Below are 23,168 nucleotides of genomic sequence, written 5' to 3'. Positions count from 1 at the left end.
CGGGGCGGCAGGCCGCTCAGGCGGCCAGCGCCACGCGCTCCCGGGCGAGCTCGAGGCACTCGCGGAAGGACCGCACGATGTACGGCGGCACCGCCAGCCCGGCCTCGGCCGCCCCGAGCAGCTCGGCCTCGGTCCGCGCGACCGTCTGCACGAACTCCTCGGACGCCTCGGGGGTGCCGATGCCGAGCGCGATCATCATGTCGCCGACGTCGGCCTTGCGCGTGTCGTCGCCGGCGGCGACCGGCGCGAACGACACCGCCCGCAGCCGCCGCACCAGCCAGCGCTGCCACTCCGAGAGCCGCGCCCACAGCCCGCGGGCGGAGAGCTGGTAGAAGGCGAAGTGGCCCGGCTCCTGGCGCCGGATCGGCGCGATGACGGTCCGGACGACGGCCGTCTCGCCCATCTCGGTCAGGCCGTCCTGGAGCCGGTGGTAGGCCAGCAGCGCGGAGCGCTCGGTGGTCATGCCGGTCAGGTAGTAGAGCATCCGCACGACGTCCTGCAGCGCGCCGACGTGGGCGAGCGCGCCGACCGCGCGGATCTTCGGCGAGATCGTCGTGAGGTCGGTCAGCGCCGGCGGGAGCCCGAGCCGGACCTGCAGCTCGTCGAGGGCCAGGCCGTGGCGGGACTCCTGGGGCTGCCAGACCTCGCGGTAGAAGTACCGGTCGACGTCGGGGGCGTGGGGCAGCAGGACGCCGAGCTCGAGGGTGTTGCGCTCGACCTCGAGCTCGGCGCGCGCCATGTAGTCCAGGACCGGCGCGAACCGCGCCACCACCGCGTCCCGGTCGCGGACGGTGAAGTCGCAGGTGGCGAGCTCGATCGGCGGGTGCTCCTCGGCGAGCCGGTCGACGTGGGCGACCAGGCGGGGCTCGGACCAGGGCTCGGGACGGCGGAGGGTGGAGGAGAGACGCACGGGACGGGTTCGGAGCCGGACCGCCGACGGATCGGTCCGGCTCCCGCCCGGTCAGACCTTCGGCCGGAGCACCACGGTGGTCGTGCAGAGCATGTCGGCGAACGTGCGGTTCTTGGCGTCGAACAGCGGCCACACGAAGCCCAGGTAGCAGGGCAGCGCGTCGAGGATGTGTGCGAAGCTCCGCCCGATGTTCAAGGCGATGCCCGGCGGCACGTCCGTGCCGTCCTTGACCAGCTTGATGCCCAGCACCTGCTTGCCGAGGGAGTAGCCGGTGCGGCCCTGGCGGATCCACTGGTTCCAGATCGTGAAGGCCAGCGCGACGAGGTAGAGCACCGCGGCGACCGCCAGGCCGGTCGCGGTCGGGTCGGTCGTGGTCTCGGTGCGGGTGCCGAGGAACGCGTCGGTCGTGGTCCGGGTCGTGGTCTCCGACGTCGCGGCCAGCACGCCGCCCGCGATCGCGTACGCCACCAGCGGGATCACCCCGTCGACCAGGTAGGCGGCGATCCGGCGCCCCCAGGAGGCGTACGTCGGCGCGGGCCCGCCGTACGGCGCCCCGCCGTACGGCTGGCCGTACTGCGGCTGGCCGTAAGGGGGCTGGCCGTAAGGGGGCTGGCCGTACTGCGGCTGGCCGTACTGCGGCTGCGCCGGGGGCTGTCCGTAGGGCGGGCCGGGCTGCTCGGGCTGCTGGCCGTGGGGAGGGGGACCGGGGTTCTGGCCGTAGGGGTCGCTCACGGGTGGCTGCCTACCCGAGGGGGAGGCGGGCAAACCGGGGGGAGCTCAGTAGTCCGGACCAGTGCTCCGCGCGGCGAGCAGGCGGCGGAAGGACTGCACCCGCTCGGGATCGGCCTGGCCGGCGGCGACCGCGTCGTCGAGCCCGCACTCCGGCTCGTCCTCGCCGTGGGTGCACCCGCGGGGGCAGTCCTCGGTCATCTCGTCGAGGTCGGGGAACGCCTCGATCAGGTGCTCGGGCTCGACGTGGGCCAGGCCGAAGGAGCGGATGCCGGGGGTGTCGATGATCCAGCCGCCCCGGCCGCCGGGCAGCGGGAGCATGTACGCCGACGTCGAGGTGTGCCGACCGCGACCGGTCACCGCGTTGACGTGGCCGACCTCCCGGTGGGCCTCGGGCACCAGCGCGTTGACCAGGGTGGACTTGCCGACCCCGCTGTGGCCGACCAGCACGCTGGTGCGGCCCTCGAGCCGGGCGCGCACCTCGGTGAGGTCGTCGCCGCGCCGGGTGACCACCCAGGGCACGCCGAGCGAGCGGTAGGTCACCAGCAGCGACTCCGGGTCGCGCAGGTCGGACTTGGTCAGGCACAGCAGCGGCTGCATCCCGGCGTCGTACGCCGCGACGAGCGCCCGGTCGATCAGCCGCGGGCGCGGCTCGGGGTCGGCCAGGGCGGCCACCACGACCAGCTGCGAGGCGTTGCTGACGATCACCCGCTCGACCGGGTCGTCGTCGTCGGCGGTGCGCCGCAGCACGGTCTCGCGCTCGCGGACCTCGACGATCCGCGCCAGCGAGCCCGGCGCGCCGCTCGTGTCGCCGACCACCCGGACCCGGTCGCCGACCACCACGCCCTTGCGGCCCAGCGGACGCGCCTTCATCGCCATCACCGTGGCGCCGTCGACGAGCAGGGTGAACCGCCCGCGGTCGACGGTGACGACGACCGCGTCCACCGCGTCGTCGTACGACGGGCGCTCCTTGGTCCGCGGCCGGGTGTGGCGGCGCGGCCGCTCGTAGTGCTCCTGGTCGTGCTCGTAGTAGCGACCCGACATCGCGTCCTCAGCCGAGCAGCCCGGCCCAGAAGCCGGCGAAGTCGGGGAAGGTCTTCCCGGTGGTGGCGACGTCCTCGACGAGGACGCCGTCGACGGCGGCGCCCACGACCACGCCGGCGTGGGCCATCCGGTGGTCGGCGTAGGTGCGGAACACGCCGCCGTGCAGGGGCGCGGGACGCAGCTCGAGGCCGTCGGGGTGCTCGGTGACGTCGGCGCCGAGGCGGCCCAGCTCGGTCGCGAGCGCGGCGAGCCGGTCGGTCTCGTGCCCGCGGATGTGGGCGATGCCGCGCAGGTGCGAGGGGGTCGAGGCCACCGCGCACAGGGCGGCCACGGCGGGGGCCAGCTCGCCGACGTCGTGCAGGTCCAGGTCGACACCGAGGAGCCGGTCGGGTCCGGTCACCGAGAGGCCGTCGTCGGTGAGCGCGACGGTGCACCCCATCGCGGCGAGGATGCCGCGCAGCGCGTCCCCGGCCTGGGTGGTGCTGCGGGGCCAGTCGCGGACGGTCACCGTGCCACCGGAGACCGCCGCCAGCGCCAGGAACGGTGCGGCGTTGGACAGGTCCGGCTCGATGACGTGGTCGACCGCGCGCACGGGACCGGGCGCGACCGCCCAGCGGTCGGGCTCGGCGTCGTCGACCTCGACGCCGTGGTCGCGCAGCATCGCGACGGTCATGTCGATGTGCGGGAGCGAGGGGACCGGTGCGCCCTCGTGCCGCACCTCGACGCCACGGTCGTAGCGGGCGCCGGCCAGGAGCAGCGCCGAGATGAACTGCGAGGAGGCCGAGGCGTCGACCACGACGGTGCCGCCCGGGACGGAGCCGGTGCCGCGGACCGTGAACGGCAGGGCGTCGCCCTCGACGTCGATGCCGAGGCCGCGCAGCGCGCCGAGCACCTCGCCGACCGGGCGCTTGCGCATGTGGGGGTCGCCGTCGAACGCCACGGCCCCCGACGCGAGGCCGGCGACGGGGGGCACGAAGCGCATCACGGTGCCGGCCAGGCCGCAGTCGACCCGTGCACCGCCGGCCAGCGGTCCGGGCGTGACGGCCCAGTCCTCGCCGGAGGTGTCGACGTGCGCGCCCAGCGAGGTGAGGGCCGCGGCCATCAGCGTGGTGTCGCGCGAGCGCAGGGCGCGGCGCACGACCGAGGGGCCGTCGGCCACGGCGGCCAGCACCAGCGCGCGGTTGGTGAGCGACTTGCTGCCGGGCAGCGTGACGGTCGCGCGGACCGGCCCCCGTGCGCGCGGCGCGGGCCAGGGGTCCTCGACGGCGGGGCGCGCGGGCTCGGTCACGCGCCGCACTCTATCGGCGCCGCTCAGGCCACCTTCGCCTTCACCAGCTTGGCCTCCTGGCGGGCGGAGACGGCGAGGTGCCGGGCCTCCCGGCGGGCGTCCTTGGCGACCCGGCGCGCGCGCCAGGCGACGCCCGGTCGGCCCTCGGTGTCGCCGGCGGCGATGAGGAGCCCGCCGAGCACCGAGAGGTTCTTGAAGAAGTGGAGCTGCTGCTGGGTCTTCGTGGCCTGGTCGTCGGCCTCCCAGAACCGGTGGCCGGCGAGCGTCGTCGGCGCGAGCGACGCGGCGAGCACGGCGGCGGAGGTGCGGGGACCGCGGCCGGTCGCGAGCGCGGCGGCCGCGGCGATCTGGACGGCGGCGTTGATCCGGACCAGCGTCTGCGGGTCGTCGGGCAGGGGCGCCTGCGGGACGGCCTTCTTGATCGTCCCGACCAGGGTGTCGGTGACCGGCTCGGCCTTGGCGGCGAGCGCACCGCTGTTCTTCAGGGCGTTGACGGCACCCACCACGAAGACCGAGGCGAGCATGGGACGGGCGACGAGTCGGCTGAGGGACATGCCGCCTCGATACCCGCTCGGTCGCCCCGGTACACGACGCCGTGCGCGACGGGACCGGAGTCGAGGCGGCACTAGGCTGCGTCGCATGTGCGGTCGCTACGCCTCCAGCCGCCGGGCCGAGGACCTCGTCGAGGAGTTCGAGGTCGACGTCCTGCGGATCGCCGAGCCGCTCGAGCCCGACTACAACGTGGCGCCCACCAAGGACGTGTACGCCGTGGTCGAGCGGCCGCCGTCGAAGGAGCACGCCGAGCGCTCCCGGCAGCACGACCCCGAGCAGCACGACCCCGAGCAGCACGACTCCGGTCAGGACGGCCCCGAGCGGCAGCTGCGCGTGGTCCGCTGGGGGCTGGTGCCGTCCTGGGCGAAGGACGCCTCGATCGGCAACCGGATGATCAACGCCCGGATGGAGACGGTGGCGGAGAAGCCGGCGTACAAGCGCGCCTTCGCCAAGCGGCGCTGCCTGCTGCCGGCCGACGGCTACTTCGAGTGGTACCCCACCCAGCAGACGACGAAGGCGGGCAAGCCGCTCAAGCAGCCCTTCTTCATCCGACCGCGCGACGGCGGCTCGCTGGCGATGGCCGGGCTCTACGAGATCTGGCGGGACCCCGCGCGGCCCGACGACGACCCCGACCGCTTCCTGTGGAGCTGCACGGTGATCACCACCGACGCCGAGGACGAGCTGGGCCACATCCACGACCGGATGCCGCTGATGGTCGAGCGCGACCGGTGGTCGGCCTGGCTGGACCCGACCGCGTCGCAGGGGACGCTGCTCGACCTGCTGGTGCCGGCCGCGCCGGGTGCCCTGGAGGCGTTCCCGGTCTCCCGCGAGGTCAGCAACGTGCGCAACAACGGCCCGAGCCTCGTCGAGCCGCTGCCGCTGGAGGAGGTCGTCGAGTGACCCGCAGCGAGCGCGTCGTCGACACCCCGCACGGCCCGGCCCGACTGGTCACCGATCGCGCGCCCCGACCGGTCGGCACCCTGCTGCTCGGCCACGGCGCGGGCGGCGGCATCGACGGGCCGGACCTGACCGCGCTGGCCACGCACCTGCCGCGGCAGGGCTTCACCGTCGTCCGCCTCGAGCAGCCGTGGAAGGTCGCGGGTCGCCGGATCGCACCGGCGCCGCGGATCCTCGACGAGGGGCTGGTCGCGGCCTCGGACCGGCTGCGGGTGCGGACCCCGCTGGTCGTCGGTGGCCGCTCGGCGGGCGCGCGGTCGGCGGTGCGGTGCGGCCGGCGCCTGGGCGCCGTCGCCTGCCTGGCGCTCGCCTTCCCGCTGCACCCCCCGGGCAAGCCGGAGAAGTCGCGGCTCGAGGAGCTGCGCGGCGCCCGGCTGCCCACCCTGGTGGTCCAGGGGGAGCGCGACGCCATGGGCCGGCCCGAGGAGTTCCCCGAGGACGTCGAGATGACGGTCGTCCCGGGCGCCGACCACGGGTTCGGGGTGGCGGCCGCGGGGCCGCTCTCCACGGCCGAGGCGATGGACCTGCTCGTCGAGTGCACCCTGGAGTGGCTGGTGCGTGAGGTGACCGGGAACAAGCACCCGGGGTGAGGTGTTCTGACCGGCGTGACCGCACTCATGGAACGCCCTCCGATCCTGGTGCCGGTGGTCGAGCCTCTCGGGACTGCCGGGCCCGCCGCGCGGGTACCCTGGACGACGATGACTGACTCCGTCACTGACCCGCTGGAGGCCGCGACCGCCGACCCGGTCGACGTCGCCTCCGAGACCGACGAGGAGCGCTCGCTGCGCTTCGAGCGCGACGCGCTGCCGTTCCTCGACCAGCTCTACTCCGCCGCGATGCGCATGACGCGCAACCCGGCCGACGCCGAGGACCTCGTGCAGGAGACGTTCGCCAAGGCGTACTCCTCCTTCCACCAGTTCAAGCCGGGCACCAACCTCAAGGCCTGGCTGTACCGGATCCTCACCAACACCTTCATCAACACCTACCGCAAGAAGCAGCGCCAGCCGCAGCAGTCGATGTCCGAGGACGTCGAGGACTGGCAGCTCGCCCGGGCCGAGTCGCACACCTCGACCGGCCTGAAGTCCGCGGAGATGGAGGCGCTCGAGCACCTGCCCGACTCCCAGGTCAAGGACGCCCTGCAGCGCCTGCCCGAGGAGTTCCGGCTCGCCGTCTACCTCGCCGACGTCGAGGGGTTCGCGTACAAGGAGATCGCCGAGATCATGGACACGCCCATCGGCACCGTCATGTCGCGGTTGCACCGCGGACGTCGCCAGCTGCGCGACATGCTCTCGGACCACGTCCGGGCCAACGACCTGCTGACCGTCGGCCGCGACGGGGGCAAGCGATGAGCGAGCCGGGCCGCAGCCACGACCACGTGGACCCGCAGGAGTGTGCGGACTACCTCGAGCAGATCGTGTACTTCATCGACAACGAGCTCGCGGAGGCCGACTGCGCCGCCGTCCGGGTCCACCTCGACACCTGCAACCCGTGCCTGGAGAAGTACGACCTCCAGCGCACCGTCAAGCAGGTCGTCGCCCGCTCCTGCTCCGAGCCGGCGCCGAGCGAGCTGCGCGAGCGCGTCATGCTCCGCATCCGCGAGGTGCAGGTGCGGATCACCGAGGGCTGAGGCCCGGCGCCCCGCGCCGCCCGCACCAACCGCACCAAAGCAAGGACCCCCGGCCGTTCGGCTCGGGGGTCCAGTGCTGTGTGGCAGCGCTCAGGCGTTGGGGCGCTTGCCGTGGTTCGCGCCCTTCTTCTTGCGAGCGCGGCGCTTGCGGCCGGTCTTGCCCATGGTGTCCTCCTGGGGATCGATGTACGTCGCCCCGAGGGGCCAACGATCAGTCTCCCAGATCGGCCGGGGCAGGCGAAATCCGCCCCAGGAACCGCTCGGCGTCCACGACGACCCGGGTGACCTCGCCCGTGGCGACCACCTTGCCGGGCACCGGGCCCTCCGGTCCCACCTCCACGTGGCGGGCGGCCACGCTGAACCGGCGCAGCCGCCCGTCGGCGTACGAGGTGGTGGCGGTGACCTCCACCAGGCGGCCGACCGGGCTGGCGCCCTGGTGCTCGAGGGTGACCCGGGTGCCGACCGACGTCTCGCCGTCGGCCAGCGACGGCTCGACCGCGGCGCACGTGACGGCCTCGCACCAGGCGAGCAGCCGGGGGGTCCCGAGGACCGGCAGCGAGCCGGAGCCGACGGCGAGCGCCGTGTCGTCGTCGGTCACCGTGAAGTGCAGCGTGGCCGACGTCGAGGTCGAGGCGCTGGGGGTGGTGTCCATCTCAGAGGTCCCTTCCGAAGGCGAGCAGGTGGACGTCGGGCACGGGGGAGAAGTCCCGGTCGGGCAGGCGGGTGAACCCGCGCCGACCGTAGAGCCGGTGCGCGCCGGTCATCTCCGGCAGGCTCGAGATCACCACCGCGCGGGCACCGTCGGCGCGGAACCGCTCGAGCACCAGGTCGACCAGGGCGATGCCCACGCCGCGGCCCTGCGCGGCCGGGTCGACGGCGAGCATGCGGAACTCGCCCTCGCCCTCGCGGGACACCTCCCGCCACGGGGACCCCGGCGGGCAGACCGTGACCGACCCGAGGACGGTGCCGTCGTCGTCGGCGGCCACCCACAGCTCGGCCTCGCGGTCGCGGCGGGCGGCGTCGCGCAGCCGCGCGACGTACGGGTCGTCCTCGCCCAGGACGAAGCCGGCGTACGCCGCGACGGTGATGCGCCCGACCTGCTCGAGGTCGCCGGGGGCGGCTCGTCGCAGCAGCATCAGATCCCGAAGGTGCTGCGCGGGTAGGCCGCGTCGACGTCGGTGATGACGTTGACGAGGTAGGGCACGTCCGCGGCGAACGCGCGGTCCAGCGCCGGTCCCACCTGGCGCGGGTCGGTGACGGTCTCGCCGGCGCCGCCGAGCGCCTTGACCACCTCGTCGTACGCCGTGCGCGGCGCGAGGTCGGCGACCACGTCGTAGCCGTAGAGCATCTGCATGGGGCCCTTCTCCAGGCCCCACGCGGAGTTGTTGCCCATGACCATCACGACCGGCAGGCCGTGGCGGACCAGCGTGTCGACGTCCATCAGGGAGAAGCCGGCCGCGCCGTCGCCGAGCAGCAGCACGACCTGGGCCGACGGGCGGGCGATGCGGGCGGCGATCGCCGCGCCGAGGCCGGCGCCCAGGCAGCCGTACGGACCCGGGTCGAGCCACCCGCCGGGCCGCTTGGGCTCGACGAACTTGCCGGCGAAGCTGACGAAGTCGCCGCCGTCGCCGATCACCACGGCGTCCTCGGCGAGCCGGGGCACCAGCTCCCCGTAGATCCGGGCGGGGTGGATCGGGTCGGCCTCCGCGGTGAGCAGCGCCCGGTCGCGCTCGACGCCGGCCCGCACGGTGTCCTGCAGCGTGCTGGTCCACGCCGACCAGTCCGGTCGCCGCGGCGAGCGCTCGAGGCCGGCGAGGATGCCGTCCAGGGCGGTGGTCAGGTCGCCGGCGACGGACGCGGCGAGGTTCGCATGCGCGGAGAGCTGGCCGGGGGAGTCGGCGACGTGGACGACCAGCGCGTCGCCGAAGACGCCGTAGGAGAGCCGGAAGTCCAGCGGCGTGCCGACCACGACCACCAGGTCGGCCTCCTTGAGGGCCTGGCTGCGGGCCTTGGTGACCAGCAGCGGGTGACCGCCGGGCACGACGCCGCGGCCCATGCCGTTGGTCAAGGTCGGGATGCCGGCGGACTCCACGAGGCGCAGCGCGGCCTCCTCGGCGCGGTCGGCCCACACGTCGGTGCCCAGGACGAGCACCGGGCGGGAGGCGTCGGCCAGCAGGCCCGCGATCCGGCCGACGGCCTCGCTGTCGGGCTCGGCGCCGCGGGGCAGCACGCCCGCCGTGGCCGCGGGCACGGTCGCCTGCGCGAAGAGCTCGTCCATCGGCACGTCGACGAAGACCGGGCCGCGGTGGGAGGAGCCGGCGGCGCGGAACGCCCGGTCCAGGCCGGGGGCGACGTCCGCGGCGGTCATCAGCGTGCGGGCCTCCTTGGAGACCGACGCGACGATCGGCGGCTGGTCGAGCTCCTGCAGGCTGCCGCTGCCCCAGCGGTTCTGCGGGGCGCGGCCGCCGACGACCACCATGGGCGAGCCGGCGAACTGCGCCTGCGCGATCGCGCTGACGCCGTTGGTGACGCCCGGGCCGGCGGTCAGGACGGCCAGGCCCGGGACGCGGGTCAGCTTGCCGGTCGCCTCGGCGGCGAACGCGGCGGTCTGCTCGTGCCGGACGTCCAGCAGCCGCATCGGCGTCCCGGCCTTGACCGCGCCGTCGTAGAGCGGGAACACGTGGGCCCCCGACAGCGTGAACATCGTCTCCACGCCGTGGGCCTGCGCCACCGCCACGGCCAGCTCACCGGCGTGGCCGCGCACGTGGCCCTCCGGCACGGGGGTGTCGGCCGTCAGGTCGGGCCAGGTCTCAGCGGTGTCGGGCGTCGCGGCGTCGGTCATGCCCGAAGGCTATGTGCAACGCACGTCACACGGGGGCCGAAGCGCCCGTCGGCGACAGCCACGGGTTCGTGTGCCGCAGCGCGTCCACGACGACGAGGAGGAGGTCGGACCGGACGGCGGGCGGCCGGGAGCCGAGGGCGAGCTGGAGGTGCAGCGCGCGGAGGAACGCCTCGGCGTTGCCGCCGGCCAGGTGCGGGTCGCGGTCGTCGTACGTCGCCCGGCCGGTCGCGCCGGCGGCGAGCCGCGCGATCCAGGGCTCCAGCACCTGCAGCGGCACCTCGTCGCGCCGGAGCACCGCCATGGTGGCGGCCGCCAGGCGGTCGGGCTCGCCGTTGACGAAGAGGCTGTCGACCGGCTGCAGCACCCGGTCCGCGACCACGTCGAGCACGACGGTCAGCTCCGGCGTGCCCAGGTGGGGGGAGCGGGCCAGCGCGGCGAGCGCGTCGGCGCCGTGGCCGACGGCGAGCGCCCACCCCTTGCCGGGCACGAAGCCGCGGGTGTCCTGCTCGCGCAGCAGCCAGGTCGCGACCCGGTCGCCCCAGTCGAGCACCGTCCCGGTCGAGACCAGCCCGTGGACGTTGTCGCGCTCGAGGCACTCCGCGATCACGCGGGCCGACCAGCTGCGGCGGAAGACGGTGTCGGTGCCGGTCTCGCCGAGCCCGGTCCGCAGGCCGGCGGCCATGCCGTCGCCCAGCCCGACCAGCAGGTCGTCGTACACGCCGCGGCCGATCCACGTCGACAGCGCCGGGAAGGCGGTGCCGTCGCGGAGCTCGGGGTCGGTCTCGCCCAGCATCGCGGTGAGCTCGGCGGTCAGGTCGCCCAGCGGCCGGTCCTCGGGGACCGCGAGACCGCGGGCGTGAACCTGCTTCCAGTACTGCCCCGACATGCGGCCCATCCTGCCAGGGACCGACGCGTAGACCGAGCCCGCGCGGGCCTCGGGGGAGCCGCAGGTCGGCGTCGGTAGGGTCACGGAGGTGCCGACCCTCCCCGACCTGGTGCGCAGCCACACCGACCTGAGCGACGAGGACGTCGCCTGGCTGCAGCTGCTGCAGGCCGACTGGCAGATCATCGCGGACCTCTCCTTCGCCGACCTGGTGCTGTGGCTGCCCGACCGGTCCGGGGCGGGGTTCTGGGCCGGCGGCCAAATGCGGCCGACCACCGGACCGACGGCGTACGTCGACGACGTGGTCGGCACGTTCGTGCCCGCGGGACGGCGCCCCCTCCTCGACGCGGCGTACGCCGAGGGGCGGCTCGTCCGCGAGGGCGACCCCGAGTGGCGCGACGACGTGCCGGTGCGCGTGGAGACCATCCCCGTGCGCCGCGCGGACCGGGTGATCGCCGTGGTCGCGCGCAACACCAACCTGCTCGGTGTCCGGACCCCCAGCCGCCTGGAGCTCTCCTACCTGCAGACCGCCGCGGACCTGACCCAGATGATCGCGCAGGGCTGGTTCCCCGGGCCGGGCCAGCGCAGCGACCACGCGGACTCACCGCGCGTCGGCGACGGCTTCCTGCGCGTCGACGCCCGGGGGCACGTGGTCTACGCGAGCCCCAACGCGCTCTCGGTGTACCGCCGGCTCGGCCTCTCCGGCGACCTCGCCGGGCTCTCCCTGGCCGACCTGACCCGCGAGCTGGTCCCGCCGCGGCGCCGGCCCGACGAGGAGACGCTCAGCGCGGTGCTGGGCGGCCGGGCGCACCGCGACACCGAGATCGGCACCGACACCGTCTCGCTGATCGTGCGCGCGATCCCGCTGCGGCCGGAGGGCACGCACATCGGTGCGCTCGTGCTGGTCCGCGACGTCACCGACCTGCGGCGGCGCGACCGGGAGCTGGTCACCAAGGACGCCACGATCCGCGAGATCCACCACCGGGTGAAGAACAACCTGCAGACCGTCGCCGCGCTGCTGCGGCTGCAGGCGCGGCGCATCGACTCCGAGGCGGCCAAGCTGGCCCTGGAGGAGGCGGTGCGCCGGGTGGGCTCGATCGCGATCGTCCACGAGACGCTGAGCCAGGCGGTGGAGGAGAACGTCGACTTCGACGAGATCGCCGACCGCCTCGGCTCGATGGTGACCGAGGTCAGCGCGGTCGGCGGACGGGTCCGGGTCGTGCGCGACGGCGGGTTCGGCACGCTGCCCTCGGAGTCGGCCACCGCCCTGGCGATGGTGCTGACCGAGGTGCTGCAGAACGCCGTGGAGCACGGCTACGAGGTCGACCAGTCCGTCGAGCCCGCGGTGCCGGCGGACCTCACCGACGTCGGCCACGACGGTGCGGGCGGCACGATCACCGTGACGGTGCGTCGCCTGGTCGGCCGCCTCCACCTCACCGTGGACGACGACGGGCGCGGCCTGCCGGAGGGGTTCGACCTCGACGGGTCGACGAACCTCGGGCTCTCGATCGTGCGCACGCTGGTCGAGTCCGAGCTCGGCGGTCAGCTCGAGCTCGGTCCGGTGCCGGGCGGGCGCGGGACGCGGGCGGCTGTCGACGTACCTCTCGGGTGAGGGAGGTGGCTGCGGTCAGGCGGTGCGGACGCGGGCCCGGGCGTTGCGGCGCTTGAGGGCGCGACGCTCGTCCTCGCTGAGGCCGCCCCAGACCCCGTGGTCCTGACCGGCCTCGAGCGCCCACGCGAGGCACTGCTCGCGCACCTCGCAGCGTCGGCACACCTGCTTGGCCTCCTCGATCTGGAGAATGGCCGGACCGGTGTTGCCGATCGGGAAGAACAGTTCCGGGTCCTCGTCGAGGCAGGCGGAACGGTGGCGCCAATCCATGGCTGGGAAATCCCTACTCTCTACTACGTACGTGCAGGCAAGGGGCAGCTCAGGCCTGCGGGGCTCGCGCGCGGGGGCACGGCGTTTGAACGCGTTCGGCGAGCGAGTGTCCAGCCTGGCAATCTTTGGAACGTTATACAAGCGTTTGCGATGGTCTCTTCCGTCACAAGCGTCCCGCCTGGGCGCCCCTCGTGCCGGTCCGGGTCCCGCCTGTCGGGCCCGGCTACCCTCGACCGGTGCCCCCGAGCGACCACCTCGATACCGCCCCCGGCGCCGCGCCCGAGCAGAACCCGGCGCCGCTGGTCGTCGCCGCCTCCCTGACCGCGGTCGAGGGGGCGGTCCTGGTCCTGCTGGCCCTCGCCGAGGTGGTCCACCTCTCGCCCGAGCGGGTCACCATGAACGTCACCACCACGGCGTTCTTCGCGCTCTGCGGCGCGGCGCTGCTGGTCTGCGCCCGCGGGCTGCAGCGGCACGCGACGTGGTCCCGCAGCCCCGCCGTCCTCGCCCAGCTGATCGCGCTGGGGGTGGCCTGGTCCTTCCGGGGCGGCGACACCACGCTGCTCGCGGTGAGCCTCGCGGTGGTCGCCGCGGTCGTGCTCGCGGGCATCTTCCACCCGGCCAGCACGGCCGTCCTCACCGACGACCCGACCCGCTCGGAGTGACCGCCCGCGGGCGTCGGGCGGTCTAGTCCGCCTGCTCCAGGGAGGCGCGCAGCTGCACCAGGGTCCGGTTGAGCAACCGGGAGACGTGCATCTGGGAGACGCCGATCTCCTCGGCGATCTGCGACTGGGTCATGTTCTTGAAGAACCGGAGCAGGAGGATCTTCTTCTCCCGCGGGTCCAGGCGGTCCAGCAGCGGCTTGATCGACTCGCGGATCTCGACGTGCTCGAGGCCGGCGTCGTCCACGCCGATCGCGTCGAGCATCGAGGCGGCGCCGTCCTCGGAGTCGTCGCTGGCGTCGAGCGACAGCGTCGAGTAGGCGTTGCTGGACTCGATGCCCTCGATGATCTCCTCGACCGTGCAGCCGATCGCCTCGGCGAGCTCGCGCGGGGTGGGGGAGCGGCCCAGGGACTGGGTGAGCTCGGCCGTCGCCGAGCCGATCTGCATGCGCAGCTCCTGCAGCCGGCGCGGGACCCGGATCGCCCAGCCCTTGTCGCGGAAGTAGCGCTTGATCTCGCCGATGATGGTCGGGGTGGCGTACGTCGAGAACTCCACGCCGCGGTCGGTGTCGAAGCGGTCGACGGACTTGATCAGCCCGATCGTGCCGACCTGGACGAGGTCCTCGAACGGCTCGCCGCGGTTGCGGAACCGGCGCGCGCAGTGCTCGACGAGCGGCAGGTGCAGGTGGACGAGGTCGTCACGCGCGCCGTCGCGGACGTGCTGGGGCGCGTCGGCGTCGTGCAGGTCGCGGAACAGCTCGGCACTGCGCTGACGGGTCAGCTCGACACCGGTCAGCGGTGCCTCCGCCTCCGGTACCTCCTGCGTGCGCGAGCCGTCCATGGTCAGAGACCGGCTCCGAGCGCTGCTTCGAGGTCGGTCCCGAGGTCGAGTGCCTTCATGGTCATGGTGACGCCGAACCGGCCGTCGGCCGACTGCACCGACGCGCTCGAGGCCAGCGTCGTGAGGACCTGCCAGGCGAAGCTGTCCTCGTCGGGGGCGGAGGGGGCCGCGGAGGCCACGCTCACCGACACCGTCATCCGGCCCGGGTGCAGCCAGAAGCGGCACAGCAGCTCGGAGTCCGGGTCGGCCTCCGGCAGGACCATCGCGCTCGCCTCGCCGACCGCGATCCGCAGGTCCTCGATGTCGTCGATGGTGAAGTCCAGGCGCGCGGCGAGGCCGGCGGTGGTGGTCCGGAGCACCGAGACGTAGGCGCCGTCGGCGGGGATCCGCAGCTCGACGTCGGCACGGTCCTGGTCGGGACCGCTGGCCGTGACAGACATGTGGTTCGTCCTTCTTCCCTGGGGCCGTCGGGCTGACCATAGTGGTCGGGGCCGGCCACCGGGTGCTTCCCCGGTGACCGGCCCCGCAAACAGCCGTGCTGGCGAGCCTCAGGCCTTCTTGTCACGACGACTTCGCGAGCTCAGTCGTCGATGAAGACGAAGAGGCTTTCGCAAGCTCAAGCCTTCTTGTTACGACGACTTCGCACGCTCAGTCGTCGATGAAGACCAAGCTGGCCCTCGTTCCTCAGGCCTTCTTGGTCTCCCAGAAGATCTCGGCGATCTCGTCGATCTTCGCGAGCAGCTGGTCGGCCTTCTCCGCGTCGAAGACCGCCTTGGTGCCGGTGCCGCTGGCCAGCTTGCACGCCTCGTTGACCAGCATGTGCAGCTGCGGGTACTTCTCGAAGTGCGGCGCCTTGAAGTAGTCGGTCCACAGCACGGTCAGGTGGTGCTTGACCAGCTGGGAGCGCTCCTCCTTGATCAGGATGGCGCGGGTGCGGAAGTCGGGGTCGTCGTTGTCGGCGACCTTGCCGATGATGGCCTTGATGGACTCGGCCTCGATGCGGGCCTGGGCGGGGTCGTAGACGCCGCACGGCAGGTCGCAGTGGGCCGAGACCTCGATGGTGGGAGCGAAGAGTCGCGCGAACATTGCCGTCCTCTCAGATGGGTGGCTCGGGGAGATTGAGCTGTGGCGTTGATCGGGGTGGGTCCACCGGGTGGACCCTGGTCCGCCTGCGACACTACTCCGCGTGTCACGTGACGCACGAGCAGGTCGCCGCGGCTCCCGACCAGTGCCCAGGATCGGCCTCGCGCACGTCTCGGGGGAGTCGATGCGGCCCACGCTGGCACCCGGCGACCAGCTCCTGGTCGTGCACGGCGCGCTCCCGCGACCGGGTCGGCTGGTGGTCGCCCGGTTCCCCGACGGGACGGTCGCGGTCAAGCGGGCCGTCGAGCGCCGTACGACGGCGGCGGGCCGCCCGGGGTGGTGGCTGCTGAGCGACGCCCCGGACCGCGGGATCGACTCGCGCCACCGCGGGCCGGTGGCCGAGGAGGCCGTCGTGGCGGTCGTCCGCGCGCGGCTCTGGCCCCGCCCGCGGCTGCTGTGATCCACACCATGATGGACAGCACGGACCGCCGTCCCCGGCTGTGCCAGAGTGGCCGACCATGGCGACACCGCACGAGACGACCGACGCTCCCGAGGCACCGCAGGCCGCAGCCCCCGACCACCCCCTCGCCGGGGACCCGGTCTTCGACCTGCACGTAGGCGGGAAGCTCGAGACGGTCTCCACGGTCTCGCTGGCGGGCGCCGAGGAGCTGTCGATGGCGTACACCCCCGGGGTCGCCCGCGTCTGCACGGCCATCGCCGAGGACCCCTCGATGACCCAGCACTACACGTGGGTCCCGAACACGGTCGCGGTCGTCACCGACGGCACCGCCGTCCTCGGCCTCGGCGACATCGGCCCGGCGGCCGCGATGCCGGTGATGGAGGGCAAGGCGGTGCTGTTCAAGCAGTTCGGCGGCGTCGACGCCGTGCCGATCTGCCTCGACACCACCGACACCGAGGAGATCATCGAGACCGTCGCCCGGCTCGCGCCGAGCTTCGGCGGCATCAACCTCGAGGACATCTCCGCGCCGCGCTGCTTCGAGATCGAGGACCGGCTCAAGGAGCGCCTCGACATCCCGGTGTTCCACGACGACCAGCACGGCACGGCCGTGGTCGCGCTCGCGGCCCTCAAGAACGCGCTGCGCCTGACCGGCCGCACCCCGGCCGGCACGCGCGTCGTCATCTCCGGCGCCGGCGCGGCCGGTGTCGCCGTGGCCCGGATCCTCCTCGAGGCCGGGATCACCGACCTCGCGGTCACCGACCGCAAGGGCGTGCTCAGCTCCGACCGCGACGACCTCACGCCGGTCAAGCGCGTCGTCGCCGAGCTGACCGCCGACAACACGGGCCGCTCGGGGTCCCTGGCCGACGTCCTCGTAGGCGCGGACGTCTACATCGGGGTCTCCGGCGGCACGGTGCCCGAGGAGCACGTCGCGACGATGGCCGACGACGCCATCATCTTCGGCCTGGCCAACCCCACGCCCGAGGTGCTCCCCGAGGTCGCCCACCGCCACGCCCGCGTGGTGGCCACGGGCCGCTCGGACTTCCCGAACCAGATCAACAACGTGCTGGCCTTCCCGGGGATCTTCCGCGGCACCTTCGACGTGCGCGCGACCGCGATCACCGAGGGCATGAAGCTCGCGGCGGCCGACGCGCTGGCCGGCCTGGTCGGCGACGACCTCGCCGAGGACTACATCATCCCCTCGCCGTTCGACGACCGCGTCGGCCCGGCGGTCTCGGCCGCCGTCGCCGAGGCGGCCCGCCGCGACGGCGTGGCGCGCCGCTGACCACGTCCGCACCAGCCGGCCGCTGAGCCGCCGCCGAGAGGGGAACCGGGCCGCCGTGCTCGCCGTCTACGCCGACCGCTTCGCCCCCGACGACCCGCTCTCCGCCCTCGTGGTGGGGGAGCGGCCGAGCCCGCAGGTGCCCGAGGGGTGGGCGGCGGTGCGGATCCGCGCCGCCGCGCTCAACCACCACGACCTGTGGACCCTGCGGGGGGTCGGCATCAAGGCCGAGGCCCTCCCGATGGTCCTCGGGTGCGACGGGGCGGGGGTCGACGAGGACGGCAACGAGGTCGTCGTCCACGCGGTCATCGGCGACCCCGGCGTCGCCGACGACGAGACGCTCGACCCCGACCGCGCGATCCTCTCCGAGCGGCACTGGGGGACCTTCGCCGAGACGGTCGTCGTGCCCCGGCGCAACCTGGTCCCCAAGCCCCCCTCGCTGAGCTTCGAGGAGGCGGCGTGCCTGCCGTCGGCCTGGCTCACGGCGTACCGGATGCTCTTCACCCAGGGGGGCTGCCGCCCCGGCCAGACCGTGCTCGTGCAGGGCGCCGGCGGCGGGGTGTCGACCGCGCTGGTCATGCTCGCGAGCGCCGCGGGCCTGCGGGTGCTGGTGACGAGCCGCGACGAGGCCAAGCGCGAGCGGGCGCTCGAGATCGGGGCGCACGAGGCGTACCCCTCCGGCGAGCGGCTGCCGGTGAAGGTCGACGCGGTGATGGAGACCGTCGGCCGGGCCACGTGGTCGCACTCGGTGCGCTCGCTGCGTCCCGGTGGCGTCATCGTCGTCTCGGGGACCACTTCCGGTGCCCAGCCCGACGACGCCGAGCTGACCCGGATCTTCTACCGCCAGCTGCGGGTCGTGGGCTCCACGATGGGCACCCGCAACGAGCTGGCCGCGCTGGTGCAGATGCTGGACGCCACCGGGGTGCGCCCGCTCGTCGACCGGGTGCTGCCGATGCGCGAGGCCCGCGCCGGGTTCGAGGCGATGGCCGGGGGAGACCTGTTCGGAAAGGTGGTGTTCACCCTCCATGACTGAGCCGATGCCTACCCCGACGACCGCCCGCACCCACCTGGTCACCGGCGCCGGCTCCGGCATCGGCGCCGAGCTCGCCCGCCGCCTGCACGACCGCGGGGACCGCCTGGTGCTGCTGGCCCGGTCCGCCGGCCGGGCCGAGGACCTCGCCGCGGCGTACGCCGGCGCCAGCGTGCTCGTCGCCGACCTGGCCGACCCCGCCGCCCTCGATGCGCTCGAGCTGCCCGACCGGCTGGATTCGGTCGTCCACGCGGCCGGCGTCGTCGAGCTGGGCGCCGTCGGCGAGCTGTCCACCCAGGCCTGGCAGGAGACCGTGGCGGTCAACCTCGTCGCCCCTGCCGTGCTGACCCGGCTCGCGCTGCCCGCCCTGCGGGCCGCCCGAGGCACGATCGTGCTCGTCAACTCCGGCGCTGGCCTGGTCGCCAACCCGCAGTGGTCGGCGTACGCCGCCTCCAAGCACGGCCTGCGCGGGTTCGCCGACGCGCTGCGGGCCGAGGAGGCGGGCGCCGGCGTGCGGGTCACGTCGGTCTTCCCCGGGCGGACCGCCACGCCGATGCAGGAGGAGGTGCACCGCCAGGAGGGCAAGGAGTACGACGCCGCCGCCTGGATCCGTCCCTCGACCGTGGTCGACCTGGTCCTGCACGTGCTCGACCTGCCCGAGGACGCGGTCGTGCCCGAGGTGGTCGTCAAGCCGCGCTGACGCTGGCACACTCGGTCCAGGAGGCCCTCATGACCAGCACCCGGACCACCAGCACCAGCAGGACCGCCGGCACCGCCGGCACCGACGGCGGCCCCGGCCGCTACCGCCGGCTGCCCGCGCCCGTGCGGCTCGAGGACACCGTGACCTCGCAGCAGACCGCGGTGCCGCCCGACAGCCCGCCGGAGAAGGACCCCGAGCGCGACTTCATGCTCCGCTACGTGGGCTGACCGGCCTGCTCACGGCTCCGAGCGCCACTGCAGGGCGCCGACGAGCACCATCCGCAGCTGGGTGCGGGCGGTCTCGGCGACCTGGCGCTCGGCGTCGGGCCGTCCCGCGGCGCCGAGGATCGCCTCCGCGGTGGCCACCATCGCGGTGACGATGAGGTTGGAGAGCACCCGGAGGTCCTCGCCGGACCACTGGTCGGTGCCGGGGAAGCGGGCGAGGTCGGTGGCCAGCTCGCGCTCGCAGAGCTCGATCTCGTGGCGGATCGCCGCGCGCACCGACGGCGGGCCGGCCGCCCGCTCGCGCGCGATGAAGAGGAAGTGCTGGCGCTGCTGGTGGACGTGCTCGACCAGGATGCTGACCGAGGAGTCCACGATGCCGGCGAACCCGCCGGTCGCGGCGTCGGCGCGGCGCACGTCGCGCAGCATCGCCCGCAGCGAGACGAACGACTCGTCGACGAGAGCCAGTCCCAGCGCCTCGATCGAGTCGAAGTGCCGGTAGAAGGCCGTCGGCACGATACCGACCTCCTTGGCGACCTGGCGCAGCGACAGCGCGACCAACGAGCTGTCCTCGCACAGCGTCAACGCGGCATCCAGGATCGCGCGGCGGGTGCGCTCCTTGCGCTCGACCCTGGTCTCGGTCATCCCCTCATCGTAGCCGCCGTCACATCGACGGTGGACGTGTGTGCACCCTCACCCGGCAGCTGCCTTGACCCTGCGCCCTGACCCTCGGCACAGTGTGGGTGCACAGTCGTTCACCGAACCAGTGCCGCCACGAAGGAGCAGCCCATGGGGATCGCCACCTCCGTCCTGCGCAGCCGCACGCTCGCCGCGCTCACCTCGCCCCACGGCGTCGACCGCTACCTCGAGCTGGTCAACCCGATGTGGGCGGCCCACGAGGTCCGCGCCCGGGTCGTCGACGTCCACCGCGAGGTCGACGTCCCCGGCCACCCGCCGGTCGCCACGATCACCCTCCAGCCCACCTCGACCTGGCGCGGCCACCGCGCCGGGCAGCACGTGCAGGTCGGCGTGGAGGTCGACGGTGCACGCCGCACCACGCGGGTCTTCACCATCTCCAGCCCCGACAGCCGCCCCGGGGACCGCTTCACGATCACGCTGCGGGCCAACCCCGACGGCGTGGTCTCCCGCCACCTCGTCGAGCAGGCCCGGCCCGGCACGACGGTCCACCTCTCCCAGGCGCAGGGCGAGTTCGTCCTGCCCGACGCGGTGCCGGAGCGGATCCTGCTGGTCTCCGGCGGCTCCGGCATCACGCCCGTCATGTCGATGCTGCGTTCGCTCCAGCGCCGCACCCACCGCGGCCACGTGACGTTCCTGCACTACGCCCAGAGCCCCGAGCACCAGATCTTCGCCACCGAGCTCGACGAGATCCGGCGGTCGGGCCACGGCATCGACGTCCGGCTCCTGCACCCCGAGCTCGGCGACCCGGCGCTGTCGCCGGCGTACCTCGAGCGGCTGGTGCCCGGCTACCGCGACGTGCCCACCTGGGCCTGCGGCCCGGCGCCGCTCATCGAGGCCGTCCAGCGGTGCTACGGCGACTCGCCGGCCCTGCGCCTGGAGTACTTCAAGCCGCCGCGGGCCGCCGGCTCCGACGCGGCCGAGGGCGACGTCGTCTTCAGCCGCTCCGGGGCCTCCGGCGCCAACACCGGCGACACCCTGCTCGACCAGGCCGAGGCGCTCGGCCTGCAGCCCGAGTCCGGCTGCCGGATGGGCATCTGCTTCTCCTGCGTCTCCCGCAAGAGCGAGGGGACCGTCCGCAACGTCCTGACCGGCGAGCAGTCCTCGCTGCCGGACGAGGACATCCGCATCTGCGTCTCCGCCCCCGTCGGCGACTGCACCGTCGACCTGTGAGGAAGGACCACCCGATGACCACCAGCCTGAACGCCCCCCGCACGACCCCGGACGACCCGACCGGCGCCCCCGCGGGCACCGCCACGATCCCCGGCCGGCTCACCCCCGAGCAGCTCGAGACGTTCGGCGAGGAGATGGACGCCATCCGCCAGCGCGTCCTGGCCGACCTCGGCGAGGCCGACGCGGCGTACATCCGCAACGTCGTGAAGGCCCAGCGCGCCTTCGAGGTCGCCGGCCGTGCGCTGTTCTACCTGCCGCCCGCCTGGCCGCTGGCCGTGGCGTCGCTGAGCGTCTCCAAGATCCTCGACAACATGGAGATCGGCCACAACGTCATGCACGGCCAGTACGACTGGATGGGCGACCCGGGGCTGAACTCGCGGATGTACGAGTGGGACAACGTCTGCCCCAGCGAGCAGTGGAAGAACAGCCACAACTACATCCACCACACCTACACCAACATCCTCGGCAAGGACCGCGACATCGGGTACGGCGTCCTGCGGATGGACGAGGACCAGCCCTGGCACCCGTACTACCTCGGCAACCCGCTCTACGCGTTCCTGCTGATGGTGTTCTTCGAGTGGGGCGTGGCGATGCACGACCTCGAGGTGGAGAACCTCGTCGCCGGCAAGCGCAAGGTCTCGGAGAACAAGGCGCTGCACGCCGGGATCATGCGCAAGGTCAAGCGCCAGGCGGTCAAGGACTACCTGCTCTTCCCGGCGCTGACCGGTCCGCTGTTCCCGCTCACCTTCGCCGGCAACGCCACGGCCAACCTGGTCCGCAACGTCTGGGCGTTCAACATCATCTTCTGCGGTCACTTCCCGGCCGGCGTCGCGACCTTCTCCCAGGAGGAGTGCGAGGACGAGAGCCGCGGCCAGTGGTACTTCCGCCAGCTCCTCGGCTCGGCCAACATCACCGGCGGCAAGCTCTTCCACCTGATGACCGGCAACCTCAGCCACCAGATCGAGCACCACCTCTTCCCCGACCTGCCCGCCCGGCGCTACCCCGAGATCGCCGAGGAGGTCCGGGAGATCTGCGAGCGCTACGAGCTGCCGTACAACACCGGCCCGCTGGGCAAGCAGCTGTTCAGCGTCGCCCGGAAGATCTGCCGGCTCGCGCTGCCGGGCCGGCCCTCGGCCGCCGCCGACACCGCGCCCGTCCCCGAGGCGGCGGTGGCCGCCTGAGGGCGGTCCCGCCGCCCCTGGGCCACACTGGTGCCATGAAGGACCACCTCAGCAAGGCCGAGATCCGCAAGGACGCCGTGCAGGGTGCGGTCGAGGCGACCGCCACCACCGTCGGCGACGTGGCCACGATCCTCACCCGGGCCGTCCGTGAGGTCGCGGGCGCCCTGGGCGGGCTCGCCACGGAGGTCTTCGAGCTCCGCGACGCCGCCCGCCGTGCCTCGGTCGAGTCCGGCGACGAGCGCGCGGAGCACCCGGGGCTGCCCGAGGCCTGAGCGGCGCGCCGGCTCAGCCGAAGGACATCCGGAAGCCGCTCATCCGGAACGACGCGATCGCGCGCCGTCCCGCAAGCCAGCCCAGCGGGCCGTCGGCGTCGAACTCCCACGCGCCCCAGCACGGCATCGCCTTCGCCGACCCCTGCAGCGTGGCGCGGCGCTCCTCGCCGCCGGTGTCGGCGATCCCGGGCTGCCAGGTCTGGCCCTTGAACGGCACCCGGGGGACGACCCGCGCGGCGTCGGTGAACCGGGCGCTCGCGATCGGCCGGCGGTCCAGGGCGGCCGACCACTCGGTGCGGGCGAAGGGTCCGCGGTGCTCGGACTCGAGCCGGAAGTCGCACAGCCCCTTCGGGATGGCCCACAGCTCGCGGCCGCCTGCCACGGACGCGGGCGAGTCGACCCAGATGTCGGTGATGCTCACCCGTCGGCCGCGTCCGCCCGGCACCTTCACGGGGCGCGCGACCAGCAGCTCGGAGTAGCTCAGTGGGCTCGGCTCCTCGTAGGAGACGAACGCCGCGCCGTACACGCCGGCGGGACGGAGCTCGTCGACCGCGGTGGGGACCCGGAACAGCGACAGGAACAGCTGTCCGGTCATCTGCCAGGGCGCTGCGGGGTACGCCGGTGCGCCGGCCGAGGGCGCGGGGGAGGACGTCTCGGTCATCCCCGCATCATCGCCTCAGTCCTCGGGGTCGTCCAGCCGCGCCAGCCACGTGGCGAGACGCTCCACGGCCACCTCGAACTCCGGGTGGGAGTCGGTGAACGCCTGCAGCTGCTCGGCGAGCCACGCCAGGGTGACCTCCTCGTCGCCCCGTCGCCGCTCGAGCTCCTCGATGCCTCGGTCGGTGAAGTACATCCTCGTCTC

Annotated in this window: 30 protein-coding genes; 14 read left to right on the top strand and 16 right to left on the bottom strand. The window is 73.7% G+C overall.

Features of this window, described 5'->3' with window-relative positions:
• Nucleotides 1–16 precede the first annotated feature (16 nt).
• From AB0N29_RS16515 to AB0N29_RS16495, 5 genes are read right to left on the bottom strand one after another with little or no spacing between them, the layout of a single operon-like run.
• A complete protein-coding gene (locus AB0N29_RS16515; RefSeq protein ID WP_302267465.1) occupies nucleotides 17–910 on the bottom strand; it encodes a GTP-binding protein LepA in 894 nt (297 codons plus the stop codon).
• A gap of 51 nt (nucleotides 911–961) precedes the next feature.
• Nucleotides 962–1,642 (bottom strand): RDD family protein, encoded by a 681-nt coding sequence (locus AB0N29_RS16510; protein WP_364868363.1) that lies wholly within the window; start codon nucleotides 1,640–1,642, stop codon nucleotides 962–964.
• 45 nt (nucleotides 1,643–1,687) lie between these two features.
• Nucleotides 1,688–2,683 (bottom strand): ribosome small subunit-dependent GTPase A, encoded by a 996-nt coding sequence (rsgA, locus tag AB0N29_RS16505; RefSeq protein WP_364868361.1) that lies wholly within the window; start codon nucleotides 2,681–2,683, stop codon nucleotides 1,688–1,690.
• A 7-nt stretch (nucleotides 2,684–2,690) separates the two neighbouring features.
• Entirely contained in the window at nucleotides 2,691–3,971 is a 1,281-nt protein-coding gene (gene aroA, locus AB0N29_RS16500) for a 3-phosphoshikimate 1-carboxyvinyltransferase (protein WP_302267462.1), read from the bottom strand.
• A 23-nt stretch (nucleotides 3,972–3,994) separates the two neighbouring features.
• Entirely contained in the window at nucleotides 3,995–4,525 is a 531-nt protein-coding gene (locus AB0N29_RS16495) for a DoxX family membrane protein (protein WP_364868359.1), read from the bottom strand.
• An 85-nt stretch (nucleotides 4,526–4,610) separates the two neighbouring features.
• On the opposite strand from AB0N29_RS16495, the gene AB0N29_RS16490 reads away from it, so the two are divergent.
• From AB0N29_RS16490 to rsrA, 4 genes are all read left to right on the top strand, one after another.
• On the top strand, nucleotides 4,611–5,423 hold the full coding sequence (locus tag AB0N29_RS16490; protein ID WP_364868357.1) for an SOS response-associated peptidase: 813 nt from the start codon (nucleotides 4,611–4,613) through the stop codon (nucleotides 5,421–5,423).
• Nucleotides 5,420–6,070, top strand: coding sequence for an alpha/beta family hydrolase (locus AB0N29_RS16485; protein ID WP_302267458.1), 651 nt, complete (start codon nucleotides 5,420–5,422; stop codon nucleotides 6,068–6,070). The genes AB0N29_RS16490 and AB0N29_RS16485 overlap by 4 nt, the downstream gene beginning before the upstream one ends.
• A gap of 108 nt (nucleotides 6,071–6,178) precedes the next feature.
• Nucleotides 6,179–6,829 (top strand): sigma-70 family RNA polymerase sigma factor, encoded by a 651-nt coding sequence (locus tag AB0N29_RS16480; protein ID WP_302267457.1) that lies wholly within the window; start codon nucleotides 6,179–6,181, stop codon nucleotides 6,827–6,829.
• The gene (gene rsrA, locus AB0N29_RS16475) at nucleotides 6,826–7,107 is read left to right on the top strand and encodes a mycothiol system anti-sigma-R factor (protein WP_302267456.1); all 282 of its coding nucleotides are present in this window, start codon (nucleotides 6,826–6,828) and stop codon (nucleotides 7,105–7,107) included. The genes AB0N29_RS16480 and rsrA overlap by 4 nt, the downstream gene beginning before the upstream one ends.
• Before the next feature lie 211 nt (nucleotides 7,108–7,318).
• Here rsrA and AB0N29_RS16470 read toward each other — a convergent pair whose 3' ends face one another.
• From AB0N29_RS16470 to AB0N29_RS16455, 4 genes are read right to left on the bottom strand one after another with little or no spacing between them, the layout of a single operon-like run.
• Nucleotides 7,319–7,759, bottom strand: a complete 441-nt coding sequence (locus AB0N29_RS16470; protein ID WP_364868353.1) for a thioesterase — start codon at nucleotides 7,757–7,759, stop codon at nucleotides 7,319–7,321.
• A gap of 1 nt (nucleotide 7,760) precedes the next feature.
• Nucleotides 7,761–8,243, bottom strand: coding sequence for a GNAT family N-acetyltransferase (locus tag AB0N29_RS16465; RefSeq protein ID WP_364868351.1), 483 nt, complete (start codon nucleotides 8,241–8,243; stop codon nucleotides 7,761–7,763).
• Nucleotides 8,243–9,949, bottom strand: coding sequence for an acetolactate synthase (locus tag AB0N29_RS16460; protein ID WP_364868349.1), 1,707 nt, complete (start codon nucleotides 9,947–9,949; stop codon nucleotides 8,243–8,245). Before AB0N29_RS16460 ends, AB0N29_RS16465 begins: the two co-directional genes overlap by 1 nt.
• 25 nt (nucleotides 9,950–9,974) lie before the next feature.
• Complete coding sequence (locus AB0N29_RS16455) at nucleotides 9,975–10,835, bottom strand: DUF2785 domain-containing protein (protein ID WP_364868347.1); 861 nt, start codon at nucleotides 10,833–10,835, stop codon at nucleotides 9,975–9,977.
• An 88-nt stretch (nucleotides 10,836–10,923) separates the two neighbouring features.
• Here AB0N29_RS16455 and AB0N29_RS16450 point away from each other — a divergent pair, with 88 nt between their 5' ends.
• Nucleotides 10,924–12,444 (top strand): PAS domain-containing sensor histidine kinase, encoded by a 1,521-nt coding sequence (locus AB0N29_RS16450; protein WP_302267450.1) that lies wholly within the window; start codon nucleotides 10,924–10,926, stop codon nucleotides 12,442–12,444.
• Between the two features lie 15 nt (nucleotides 12,445–12,459).
• Here the strand turns inward: AB0N29_RS16450 and AB0N29_RS16445 are convergent, their stop codons facing one another.
• Nucleotides 12,460–12,711, bottom strand: a complete 252-nt coding sequence (locus AB0N29_RS16445) for a WhiB family transcriptional regulator (protein WP_011755173.1) — start codon at nucleotides 12,709–12,711, stop codon at nucleotides 12,460–12,462.
• 236 nt (nucleotides 12,712–12,947) lie between these two features.
• On the opposite strand from AB0N29_RS16445, the gene AB0N29_RS16440 reads away from it, so the two are divergent.
• A complete protein-coding gene (locus AB0N29_RS16440) occupies nucleotides 12,948–13,373 on the top strand; it encodes a hypothetical protein (RefSeq protein WP_364868343.1) in 426 nt (141 codons plus the stop codon).
• A gap of 22 nt (nucleotides 13,374–13,395) precedes the next feature.
• Here the strand turns inward: AB0N29_RS16440 and AB0N29_RS16435 are convergent, their stop codons facing one another.
• The 3 genes from AB0N29_RS16435 to sodN form a co-directional block, all read right to left on the bottom strand.
• Nucleotides 13,396–14,211: an RNA polymerase sigma factor SigF gene (locus AB0N29_RS16435; protein ID WP_364868341.1), complete on the bottom strand. Its 816-nt coding sequence runs from the start codon at nucleotides 14,209–14,211 to the stop codon at nucleotides 13,396–13,398.
• Between the two features lie 2 nt (nucleotides 14,212–14,213).
• Nucleotides 14,214–14,651 (bottom strand): anti-sigma factor, encoded by a 438-nt coding sequence (locus AB0N29_RS16430; RefSeq protein ID WP_364868339.1) that lies wholly within the window; start codon nucleotides 14,649–14,651, stop codon nucleotides 14,214–14,216.
• 244 nt (nucleotides 14,652–14,895) lie between these two features.
• Nucleotides 14,896–15,297 (bottom strand): superoxide dismutase, Ni, encoded by a 402-nt coding sequence (sodN, locus tag AB0N29_RS16425; RefSeq protein ID WP_364868337.1) that lies wholly within the window; start codon nucleotides 15,295–15,297, stop codon nucleotides 14,896–14,898.
• A 142-nt stretch (nucleotides 15,298–15,439) separates the two neighbouring features.
• Between sodN and AB0N29_RS16420 the strand changes: the two genes are divergently transcribed.
• From AB0N29_RS16420 to AB0N29_RS16400, 5 genes are read left to right on the top strand one after another with little or no spacing between them, the layout of a single operon-like run.
• Nucleotides 15,440–15,754, top strand: a complete 315-nt coding sequence (locus AB0N29_RS16420; RefSeq protein ID WP_364868335.1) for a S24/S26 family peptidase — start codon at nucleotides 15,440–15,442, stop codon at nucleotides 15,752–15,754.
• A 58-nt stretch (nucleotides 15,755–15,812) separates the two neighbouring features.
• Nucleotides 15,813–17,036, top strand: a complete 1,224-nt coding sequence (locus AB0N29_RS16415; protein WP_302267443.1) for an NADP-dependent malic enzyme — start codon at nucleotides 15,813–15,815, stop codon at nucleotides 17,034–17,036.
• Between the two features lie 55 nt (nucleotides 17,037–17,091).
• The gene (locus AB0N29_RS16410; protein WP_364868332.1) at nucleotides 17,092–18,066 is read left to right on the top strand and encodes a zinc-binding dehydrogenase; all 975 of its coding nucleotides are present in this window, start codon (nucleotides 17,092–17,094) and stop codon (nucleotides 18,064–18,066) included.
• A gap of 4 nt (nucleotides 18,067–18,070) precedes the next feature.
• Nucleotides 18,071–18,763 carry an SDR family oxidoreductase gene (locus AB0N29_RS16405; protein WP_364868330.1) on the top strand — a complete coding sequence of 231 codons (693 nt, stop codon included), beginning with the start codon at nucleotides 18,071–18,073 and terminating at the stop codon, nucleotides 18,761–18,763.
• Between the two features lie 29 nt (nucleotides 18,764–18,792).
• Nucleotides 18,793–18,990, top strand: a complete 198-nt coding sequence (locus tag AB0N29_RS16400) for a hypothetical protein (protein ID WP_364868328.1) — start codon at nucleotides 18,793–18,795, stop codon at nucleotides 18,988–18,990.
• A gap of 9 nt (nucleotides 18,991–18,999) precedes the next feature.
• Here AB0N29_RS16400 and AB0N29_RS16395 read toward each other — a convergent pair whose 3' ends face one another.
• Nucleotides 19,000–19,629: a TetR family transcriptional regulator gene (locus tag AB0N29_RS16395; protein ID WP_364868326.1), complete on the bottom strand. Its 630-nt coding sequence runs from the start codon at nucleotides 19,627–19,629 to the stop codon at nucleotides 19,000–19,002.
• A 144-nt stretch (nucleotides 19,630–19,773) separates the two neighbouring features.
• On the opposite strand from AB0N29_RS16395, the gene AB0N29_RS16390 reads away from it, so the two are divergent.
• Genes AB0N29_RS16390 through AB0N29_RS16380 form a run of 3 tightly spaced genes read left to right on the top strand, consistent with a single transcriptional unit; the run spans nucleotide 19,774 to nucleotide 22,306 of the window.
• Complete coding sequence (locus tag AB0N29_RS16390; protein WP_364868323.1) at nucleotides 19,774–20,853, top strand: ferredoxin reductase; 1,080 nt, start codon at nucleotides 19,774–19,776, stop codon at nucleotides 20,851–20,853.
• Nucleotides 20,854–20,867: 14 nt separating this feature from the next.
• Nucleotides 20,868–22,034 (top strand): acyl-CoA desaturase, encoded by a 1,167-nt coding sequence (locus tag AB0N29_RS16385; RefSeq protein ID WP_364868321.1) that lies wholly within the window; start codon nucleotides 20,868–20,870, stop codon nucleotides 22,032–22,034.
• A gap of 35 nt (nucleotides 22,035–22,069) precedes the next feature.
• Nucleotides 22,070–22,306: a hypothetical protein gene (locus AB0N29_RS16380; protein ID WP_302267436.1), complete on the top strand. Its 237-nt coding sequence runs from the start codon at nucleotides 22,070–22,072 to the stop codon at nucleotides 22,304–22,306.
• Between the two features lie 13 nt (nucleotides 22,307–22,319).
• On the opposite strand, the gene AB0N29_RS16375 is transcribed toward AB0N29_RS16380, so the two are convergent.
• Both AB0N29_RS16375 and AB0N29_RS16370 read right to left on the bottom strand, forming a co-directional pair.
• A complete protein-coding gene (locus AB0N29_RS16375) occupies nucleotides 22,320–22,967 on the bottom strand; it encodes an acetoacetate decarboxylase family protein (RefSeq protein ID WP_364868319.1) in 648 nt (215 codons plus the stop codon).
• A 15-nt stretch (nucleotides 22,968–22,982) separates the two neighbouring features.
• Nucleotides 22,983–23,159, bottom strand: coding sequence for a DUF6104 family protein (locus AB0N29_RS16370; protein WP_302267433.1), 177 nt, complete (start codon nucleotides 23,157–23,159; stop codon nucleotides 22,983–22,985).
• Nucleotides 23,160–23,168 lie beyond the last annotated feature (9 nt).

The sequence above is a fragment of the Nocardioides sp. NPDC092400 genome (assembly GCF_040684155.1).
GTDB lineage: Bacteria > Actinomycetota > Actinomycetes > Propionibacteriales > Nocardioidaceae > Nocardioides.
The sequence above is the reverse complement of the archived record's forward strand: the minus strand, read 5'-3'. Positions and strand labels throughout refer to the sequence as shown.